Origin of the sequence: Mesorhizobium sp. M1E.F.Ca.ET.041.01.1.1, from assembly GCF_003997355.1 — a bacterium.
Classification (GTDB): Bacteria; Pseudomonadota; Alphaproteobacteria; order Rhizobiales; family Rhizobiaceae; genus Mesorhizobium.
In genome coordinates this window covers 1-8,995 of the sequence record NZ_RZSL01000229.1, presented here as the reverse complement: position 1 = coordinate 8,995, position 8,995 = coordinate 1, and the positions used below count along the sequence as shown (strand labels likewise).

At 60.2% G+C, this 8,995-nt stretch carries 7 protein-coding genes; 5 read left to right on the top strand and 2 right to left on the bottom strand.

All coding sequences use genetic code 11. The features are described 5' to 3' along the window. The first annotated feature begins 548 nt into the window (after positions 1 to 548). From EOA38_RS19125 to EOA38_RS19110, 4 genes are read left to right on the top strand one after another with little or no spacing between them, the layout of a single operon-like run. A complete protein-coding gene (locus tag EOA38_RS19125; RefSeq protein ID WP_127299965.1) occupies positions 549 to 932 on the top strand; it encodes a hypothetical protein in 384 nt (127 codons plus the stop codon). A 57-nt stretch (positions 933 to 989) separates the two neighbouring features. After that, the gene (locus EOA38_RS19120; protein WP_127299964.1) at positions 990 to 3,239 is read left to right on the top strand and encodes a Mu transposase C-terminal domain-containing protein; all 2,250 of its coding nucleotides are present in this window, start codon (positions 990 to 992) and stop codon (positions 3,237 to 3,239) included. Further along, complete coding sequence (locus EOA38_RS19115; RefSeq protein ID WP_127299963.1) at positions 3,236 to 4,282, top strand: ATP-binding protein; 1,047 nt, start codon at positions 3,236 to 3,238, stop codon at positions 4,280 to 4,282. The genes EOA38_RS19120 and EOA38_RS19115 overlap by 4 nt, the downstream gene beginning before the upstream one ends. 2 nt (positions 4,283 to 4,284) lie before the next feature. Continuing rightward, positions 4,285 to 6,258 carry a TniQ family protein gene (locus tag EOA38_RS19110; protein WP_189434746.1) on the top strand — a complete coding sequence of 658 codons (1,974 nt, stop codon included), beginning with the start codon at positions 4,285 to 4,287 and terminating at the stop codon, positions 6,256 to 6,258. Here EOA38_RS19110 and EOA38_RS19105 read toward each other — a convergent pair. Then, positions 6,212 to 6,991, bottom strand: a complete 780-nt coding sequence (locus EOA38_RS19105; protein WP_127299961.1) for a hypothetical protein — start codon at positions 6,989 to 6,991, stop codon at positions 6,212 to 6,214. The genes EOA38_RS19110 and EOA38_RS19105 overlap by 47 nt on opposite strands. Next, positions 6,988 to 8,400 (bottom strand): dGTP triphosphohydrolase, encoded by a 1,413-nt coding sequence (gene dgt, locus EOA38_RS19100; protein ID WP_189434744.1) that lies wholly within the window; start codon positions 8,398 to 8,400, stop codon positions 6,988 to 6,990. The genes EOA38_RS19105 and dgt overlap by 4 nt, the downstream gene beginning before the upstream one ends. A gap of 220 nt (positions 8,401 to 8,620) precedes the next feature. Here dgt and EOA38_RS19095 point away from each other — a divergent pair. Next, positions 8,621 to 8,995, top strand: a 375-nt coding sequence (locus EOA38_RS19095) for a hypothetical protein (RefSeq protein WP_145965996.1), incomplete at its 3' end; no start/stop codon positions are given.

The following is an 8,995-nucleotide window of genomic DNA, read 5'->3' as shown; positions in this document are numbered from 1 at the left end:
ACTTAACGGTCGCGCAGCCCCCGCCGCTGCCCGTGTTGGTTGCCCTTCCATCGGCTAGCGGGCGCTCGCCGCCCGCCGGCATGCGCACGCCGACAAGAAAGGGAAACTGAAATGCGTTGCCATAACCTGCTGCTAACCGAAGCGTTGAAGAACTACAGCCACGGATTCAAGATCGGGCACGGGCCCATCCTCGCCCACCCGTTGACGAGCATCCGCAGCTCGGGCGGGGGCTTGTCCATACCGATGACGCTTCACGTGACTGGGGCCGGGACGCCCCTGCCCTGGAAATTGAGGACGGCGTTGCCAACCGTCTGCCGCAGCCGAAGAAGCGCGACTCCAAGGTCGGCTTCGTCGTCGACCCGTTCCGCAAGCGGAGGGTCTGGTACGAGAGTGGCCTCGAGGATTCGGTAGCGTACTTTCTTCTCGCAAAACCCGAGACGCTGGAGCTGCGCGAGCAGCAGAAGGTGCAATTTTTCCAGAATGGACAGAGACGCACGTGCTGGATCGACTTCATCCAGCGGCAGTCGGGCGACAGGATCGCGTATGCCGTGAAGTACAAGATCGACGTAGACGAAGACCTGCGCGAGACCCTTCGGCTCGTTTGCGAACAGGTCGGCGACCGCATTGCCGACGAGTTCCGCATCCTCACCGAGGAGGACCTGACCCTCGCACAGATCGAGAACGCCAAGGACATCGTGGCGTACGCAGCGGACTACGACTTCGAAGCCCAGACGACCGTGGCCGCTGCGTTGCCAAAACTGCCTGCTCGAATTTCGCTCCGCGAGATTGCCCAAGCAAGCGGACTTGGCGAGCGCGGCTGGCGTGCGGCCGTCACCTTGATCCAGAAGGGCCTGCTGGCGGTCCCTGCCAACGTCCGGCTTGGGGATCAAGCAATCCTTGTCAACCACGGCGCCCGCGAAGGGCGCCGTTAATCCATTCATCACGGAAGCTTGATAGTGCAAAAGAAAAGCAACAAAAGGGGGGGAGGCGTGAAAGTATTGAATCCTGCCTCGGCAACAAGAGCCGAGAGAGCCCATCTGTTTGGCCGCCACGATCGGCTGCTCATCGATGGCCAGTCCTTCAGGGTCGAAAGGAAGGTCAAGGACACGCACGTGCTCCAGCCCGTGACAGGCGACCTGATCGCGGAAGACTACTTCGTCGTGAAATCCGACAAGGAGATCAACGCGTTGATCCGGTCGAAGCGTATCCGGATCGACGAGGGTCACTATTCGAAGGCCTTGGCTATCCTGCGCGTGCGGTTCGACGACTCCGATTTGACCGACCTGTCGGAGGAAGAACTCAGGACTCTTGCGTGGAAGAAGGAATGGTGTGTCCGTTTCCTGGATGCCGCCACGAACCTGCAAGGGCGTTGGCGCCCGCGCCGCGTCATTGATGACTTCGCCCGGTTCGTCGAGGAAAACCGCGACCTTATGGATCGGTGGTACCTCGACATGTTCGGACAACGCAGGCGGCCTGGGCGAAGGATTAAGGGCGAGGTGCGCAAGGCCTTTGACTATCCCAGCCCTTTCGCCCTGAAGAAATGGCTGGCGCGCTTTATCAACGGCAACTGCCGGATGGAGAGCCTGCGTCCGCACTACTCCGAATGCGGCAACCGGAACCAATTGGACCCTCGCGCAGCCGACGTGATCGCGATCGAGGTCAGGAAATACGCCAGCCTGCTGCAGCCTAGAATGGCCGACATCTGCGAGGACGTGGACCTTGCCCTGTACAACATCAACAAGAACCTGCCCGGGCACCAGCATGTGTACGCGAGCCACAATGCTGTCCGACGCAGGATCCACCTGCTCGATCCGTTCATGGTGGACGCCGGGCGCAAAGGGAGCGACTACGCTTTTCGGAAATACACGCCCGTCGGAAAGGGATTGCAGGTCACGCGGGCTTTGGAACGTGTCGAGATGGACGACTGGGAGGTCGATCTCCACACGCTCGTCGTCAAGTCAAGTTTCTGGAAATCGTTGACGCCGAAACAGCGTAGCCTGGTGCCGCGCATCCGAGCGACGCTCACGGCGGGGATCGACTGCGCATCGAGAGCCATCGTCGGCTTCAACCTCGCCTTCGGCCCTCCCTCCACCGCCGCGACGAAGAGCGCCCTCAGGTCGGTCATGATCGACAAGAGCGAGCTCGCCGAGGCTGCGGGAGCAACGGCGTCCTGGCACATGCACGGCCGCCCACTCAACCTGGCCACGGACGGCGGCCCGGTATTTCGCAGCGAATTCGACACAGCCGCCTCGCGAGTCAGCGTACCGCGCGTCGTCCCCGAGCAGGATCCGCGCAAGCGAGGCACGATCGAAGCGTTCTTCAGGATCATCAAGCGGCTCTGCCGCTATTTCGCGGGACGCTCCTTCTCCAACGTCGTCAAGCAAGGCGACTATCCGGCGGAAGAGCTTGCCTCGCTGACCGTCGGGGAGTTCTACAGGAGCCTGATCAGGTTCATCGTTGATCACTACCACATGAGGCCGCATCGCGGCCTCGAGGGGCGAACTCCTTACGCACAGTGGGAAGAACTTGCCAAACAGGGGCTGCCGCCTGCTCCCTCGGATGAACAGCTGGCCGTCGCCTTCGGGCTGACGCGCAGGCAAAGGTCGATCACCAAGCACGGAATCGAGTCTGTCGGCATCTCGTACAACTCGATGGAACTGGCTGAGCTTCACATGAAGGTCGGTCAGAAGAAGGTAGACGCCATCGTCGAGACGGAGGATCTCGGCCATGTGTACGTCTTGATCCCCAAGCACATCCGGGGACGGATCGAGGGCATCCCTGAGAGCCGGCACTTCCTGAGAGTTCCTGCCGTCGATCCCAGTTTCAAGGGCAGGACGCTGGCCGATCACCTGCTCGCCAAACGCGCTGTCCGTGAGGTCTTGAAGCAAGAGGAGGCGTTGGGAAGGCCTATCCGCATCAGCGCGCACCGGGATCTCCTGGACCTATCGAGGGGTGTCATGGACAGGGCGGCGGTCCCGAGCCATGTCGTCACGGAGAAGACCTTGGATATGCTGGAGAAGCGGATCCGCTTCGCCGCCCTAGCCGCGCTTGGCCCCGACCAGTACGCGTCCGAGGAGGGTGACGACGACCAGGTGGGCGAACTCGTCGCGACAGCGACCCGGCGCCGCGGCAAGCGTGACGACACTGACCAACCTCGCACGATCCGAGATCACGAAGCTTTGCCGAAACGCAAGCCGTTCGGCGGAAGCTTGAACCTCGATGACGGAGAAGACGCATGAAGCGGACCACGAAACCCGCCGAGCAGGAACCGGAATGGGATGATTCGACCTCCGACGACGACTTTCTCGACGCCATTTCCGCGCGGATGTCCGATCAGGAGAAGCGCGCCAAAGCGGTGCTGGAACTGGCCAAGAGCGTCTATGTCCCTTGCAGGCGCGACCGGGTCGCCAAGAGCCTGCTTTCCCGCTTCGTGACGATGATGCTCGCGAAGAAAGCTGGCCGGCGAGACGACGGGCGCATCTTCTTCGTCACCGGGGACAGCGGGGCGGGCAAGACAGAACTTGTCAAACGTATGCTTGCGGAGAACAAAACCCTGGCTCCGATTCAGAGATCGTACGGCCTAATCAACCCGGTTGTCCGCCACACGTTGATGGGACCTGCGACACTCAAGTTTCTGGGGCTGAATATCCTCAAGCAGGCCGGATATAAGATCACCCGGAGGTACGAGCAGGGCGAGGTCTGGGATATCATGCCCGAGCAACTGCACCTGCGGAAAGTCCTGCTGATCCATATCGACGAGACGCAGCACCTGCTGAAGCTGACTGAATCGGACAAGGAACGCGATGCCGTCAGGAAGGCACTCAAGGGAGTGATGAATTACGAACCATGGCCGGTGAGCTTTCTCATGTCGGGGATGCCCGGTATCACCGCGCTTGGCAAGCTTGACCGTCAGATCGAACGGCGCTCACGGCATTTGCACCTTCCGGGCGTGACCCTTCCCGGTGAGCGTATCCTAGTCCTCAACATCGTCACTGCCATGTGCGAGGCAGCGGGGCTCAACCATGGCGCAGTCACAGAGAGCGACCTTCCAGACCGCATCGCCCATGTCGCGAGGTATCAGTACGGACGCATCGCGCAGGTGGTACTCGCCGGGATCGAGCAGGCTGCATTTAGGGAGGCGTCCAACCTCACCCGCGAACACTTCGCCCACGCCTATATCGACCATTCGCAGGCCAGGGGATACGACCACATGAACCCGTTCCTTGTCGACGACTGGATGAGCCTCGAGCCGGGCCTCTTCCTGATCGAGGAGGACGAGTAATCGTGAGTTTGAACAGTCGGACTCTCGAGCCGCTAGGATTCGCCTACCAGCTTGAAGAGCTGGAGCCGGCGGCCGGGTTCGCATCACGGCTCGCCGCGCTGAATGGCCAGTCGCTGAAGAGCCTGCTTCGCGACATGAGCATCAGGCAGCGAAACCTTGACCTCGGGCTCGCCGCTACCGTGAGCGACATCGCCCTCCTCGGGCGGGCCGACCCGGTGCGCTTGCTTAGGTGCACTCCTGTCCGCAAAACCGACAAGTTGTACGAAGTCGCAGGCGAAACCCTCACGCGGCTGACGGTCAACCGGACGTACTTCCGCTACTGCCCGCGGTGCACCCTCGAGGATATGAGCCAATACGAGGGACCTGTCCGCAGTAGGCCTTGGCTCCGGCTACAATGGACCATTTCCCATTTCCGATCCTGTCCCCGGCATGACGTCTTCCTGACGCAGGTGAATCCCCCGCGTACGCCCTTCGCCCCGTTCGACTTCAGCAGCACCATGGAAAGCCTGCTCCCTACCCTGCGGCAGACGGCCGACCAGGCTGTGACCGTGGCCGCCTCCCCTTTCCAGGCCTGGATTCAAGACCGATTGTGCGGGAATGGCTCGTCCGACAACTGGCTCGACGACCTCCCCCTCTACGTCGCAGCTCCATTTTGCGAGGCGCTGGGCGTATCGTCGCTCCACCCGCCGAAAGTCCGGGTCGCAAGGTTCGCGGCATCTGACTGGGCGCTGGCTGCCGACGAAGGGTTTCGGGTCGCCAGCGCCGGCGAGGACTCCCTGCGCGCGCTCCTCGAAAGGCTCAACGCCGGACAGGCTTCGACCCGAGGCTTCTGGGGACCGCGCGACACCTATGGCTATGCATACGGGCTCCTGCAGAAGACCGTTGACGATCCGGCCTACGGCAAGCTGCGCGACGCCGTGCGAAGTTTCGCGCTCGAGACCATGCCGATCGAGCCGGGGACCGACGTGCTCGGCCAGACAGCGGGCAAACGCAAGGTCCACACCGTCCGGACCGCAGCCCGCGATTCTGGGATGCATGCATTGAGCATCCGTCGGCTTTTCAAGCGAATGGGGGTCGACGAGGCTTCGGATCATTCTGGGGTCATGGACCATCGCATCCTTGTCAAATCGGAGGAGGTCAGCCGCGTCGTCGTGGAGTTGAAGGGCGCGATCACCGCGCCGGAAGTCGAGCGGTTGCTCGGCGTTCCCCGGCTGCACCTGAAGGAACTGGTCGCCCGCGGACACTTGGTCGGGCTGGCCGGGACAGGCAGCAGGCGGAACGCGAAGCGCCGTTTCTCGAAAGCCGATGTGGAGCGATTGCGGGATCGACTATTCGACGGCGCCGAGGAGATTTCCGAGCCGACGGAGCGTCAGGTTGACGTCACAGGCGCGCGCCGCGCATCCACCTGTACCATTCCCGACCTTCTGGACATGATCTTCAAGGGAAAGCTCGCCTGGAAAGGACGGCTCGCCGGGAGGAACGACTACATGGCGTTGCTGCTCGACGCCGACGAGGTGACGCGGATCGTGCGCTCGGGCGGAACACGCACCAATCTCACCAAGGCAGAGGCCGAGGCGTTCCTCTCCGGTACGCATGAGCGTGTCGTGAACAGGCTGATCGAGGCAGGCCACCTCACGCTCGTCGAGGAATTCAGCCCCGACGCAAGGCGGATGATTCCGGTCGTCTCTCGGCAAAGCGCAGAAGCCTTCAAGTCACGCTACGCGTCCCTCGGCGAGCTCTGCCAGAAGACCAACATGCATCACAAGAAGGTTCGCTTGATTCTGCGGGTTGCCGGCATTCAAGCAGCACTCGATCCCGCCGTCGTAGGTGCCTTCTTTTACAGTCGCGATGCGATCAGCCTCGCCGAAGGCCAGTCACAATCGATGTGGTCTTATGAGAAATCAGCGATGCAAAGAAAGTCCCGATTGCTCAGTGGATCATCCCGGGGAAGCTCATCTGTCTCGCATACACAGTAGCGATCTGCCTGCGATCGTCCTTGCTAGCCAGCAGCCGACGCAGCGTCTGCGCGTCCCCGAACATGGGTAGGAAAGCGCGTTTGCAGCGCTTGTTCTCCTCTCGAACGATGCCGTCAAACCCTTCGTCGTCCAGATGCTTGTCTATGAACGCTCTCAGCTTGGGCCCGGGTTCCAAATCCCATGCGAGAATGCGTTTAACGGCTCTGTACAGATTCCCGAGATAAGAAGGATTAGCTAGCAGACAGATATCCATTCTTCCCCGACGGACACCGTCGAGATAGGAATCCCCACAAATCACTTTTCGCTCTTTCAGATCGTAGAGGATCGCATCCCAATCAAAGAAGGTGCAGCGTGTGATATCCTCCAGACACTTGACCTCAACGTGGCCCTCCCTGGCCGCCCAAGTCGTCTCTAATGCCCAAAAATCCAGCTTCCATCCTTCCTCAACGAAGGAATAACCCCCGAACCGATTGCTCCGAGCGCCATTTTTTGCCGCCACCTCGGCAACAGCTGCGGCCGGCGCCTCGATCACCAGATCGATGTCGGAATGAAACCCTCGCTTGCCAGCTCGGGCTATGTCCCTGACCATCCCGCCGACGATCGCAACGCGCTCGAAATCAAGGAAATGCTTCTTAAGCAAAGCGCGCAGACGCACGTTTGCGGCGGATTTTTCCCACCAAAGGTACTCATCCATTCTCCGCTTCACGATCCGCTGCTCTGCTGCGACCGTCACTCGGGGATTTCCTTTGTCTGTTTCCACAACTTCAACGCGAATGAATCGGTCATGCCCGACACCATATCCGTCAGCAGGCGCAGTTCGCGATACCGCATCGCCGATGCATCCCCAGAGCCTAAACCGCTTCGGCCTGCCTCTTCAATATAGTTCGAACTCACAATGGACCAGCCGTATTTTGCCAAGGCGCCATTCCGCCGTGACCCAATGTCGTCAAAATCCTTTCGATCGCTGATCGAACGCCAGAAGAACGTCATCAGGCCGTCTAGCGCCGCGGCTCCGATAGCCTCCATCTTGAGGACAGACGGGTTTGCAAACGCGTGCTTTTTTGCCACGTCTTTGAGCGCGCTGCAAAGCGCCACGTCCTCCATGAGTGGCGTGTTATGGGTTTTGGCCAGTATGGCGTCTGACGAGGCCACGAAGCTCTTGCTCGCCTCCTGTATCAGCTCCTCAATGAGGTAGGCCCGGAGGTAACCGATCTTGATGTCCCGCGCCACGTCCGCGTCTCGCCCGCTCGCCTGAACCTTTGCGAACCTGTCCCGGGTTTTCATGACCGCCCCGGAGGATGAACTGCGCGGGTCGTGGAGAAGAATCGCCAAGACGTCGTCAGGAGATATGATCTTCTTTTTCATGACGTCGTCCACATCAAGAATGCTGTACGCGATGTCGTCGCAAGCCTCCATGATCCAAGTGAGCGGATGACGTTCCCCTTCGGCCATTCCGGTTTCGGCACGGACCCAATCCACAATCTCGCGTTCGGATTCAAAGTACCCAAATTTCTTGTTCACCAGGTGATCCGGGTCGACGTTGCTGGCACTCACCGGGTATTTCAGGAGAGCAGCGAGTGTACCTGCAGTTAGGTGGAGACCCGCATGATCGACGTTCGTCTGGAGGCGTGTCACCAAGCGGAACCCTTGTGGATTGCCGTCGAACTTGAGGAATTCCCGATGCAAGTGGGGTGGTACTGGTTTCTGCAGTTGCGCTTCATGGCCCTCCATCTTGTGAGTGAAGATCCAGTCCGAGCGTTGGGAGAACCACTTGCCGATGGCGGCCTCCCCTTGATGGCCAAACGGCGGGTTGCCCAGGTCGTGCGCTAATCCAATTGCCAGAAGGACGGGTTGGACGTGCGTATGTAGGTCTGCGCCGAAGAAGGAGCTGCCACGATCAGCCGTTATTCTCGAACCTATAGACCGGGCGAGATTGGCTACCTCGTGCGAATGGGTAAGACGGGTTCTAACCCCGTCATTTTCCTCCATTGGCCAAACCTGCGTCTTGTCGGCAAGCCGGCGAACCGGCGTGGAAAATAGAAGTCGATCATAGTCTTGTTGAAAGAACGACCGCCACCCTCGCGGATCAGAATCCGAGGAACTTGCGCGCCCCCAGCGCGCGGTGGACCAAATTGAACTCACTTCCCACCCTCCAGCTTGATTTTCTGGAAGGGGGATAGCCCAGATTTGGTTGTAAAAAGGTTCGTGACAACTGGCTGGTCTCGCCTGCCGCCATCATCCGACATTTATCGAACGACGAAGCACTCTGCCGAAAGGGCCGCCGTTAGAATTGACGGTCGCTTTGAAACTTGCAGCCGCGCCCGCGACAACGGCTGGAACGAGCGAGCAGATAGGGCGAACAATGAACCAGGGCAACAACAATGGGGTAGAGGGCATCGAGGGGACCCGACATACTCCTAACTTCGTCGTCTACTTCCGGCGCAACGAGTTCTACGATCCGGGGTTTCCGCCTTTCTGGGAGCTGACGGTGTCGAACTCCAGGCATTCGTACCGCGTCATGGTCGGCATCCCTGCCGACCAGCTCGACCTGGCAATCAAGAAACTGCCGGAGCCATCAGCCGAAAGGCAGGGCGTCGACTTCATGCAAGCCTACAAGGAGGTTTACCTCCCCGACGACATCAGGCGGCTCACGGGCGAGAGCTTGATGGGATTCCTCATCTACAAGGTGAAGTTCGCGCCGCCGGGATCGCCATACAAAGAGGGACGGTATTACAAC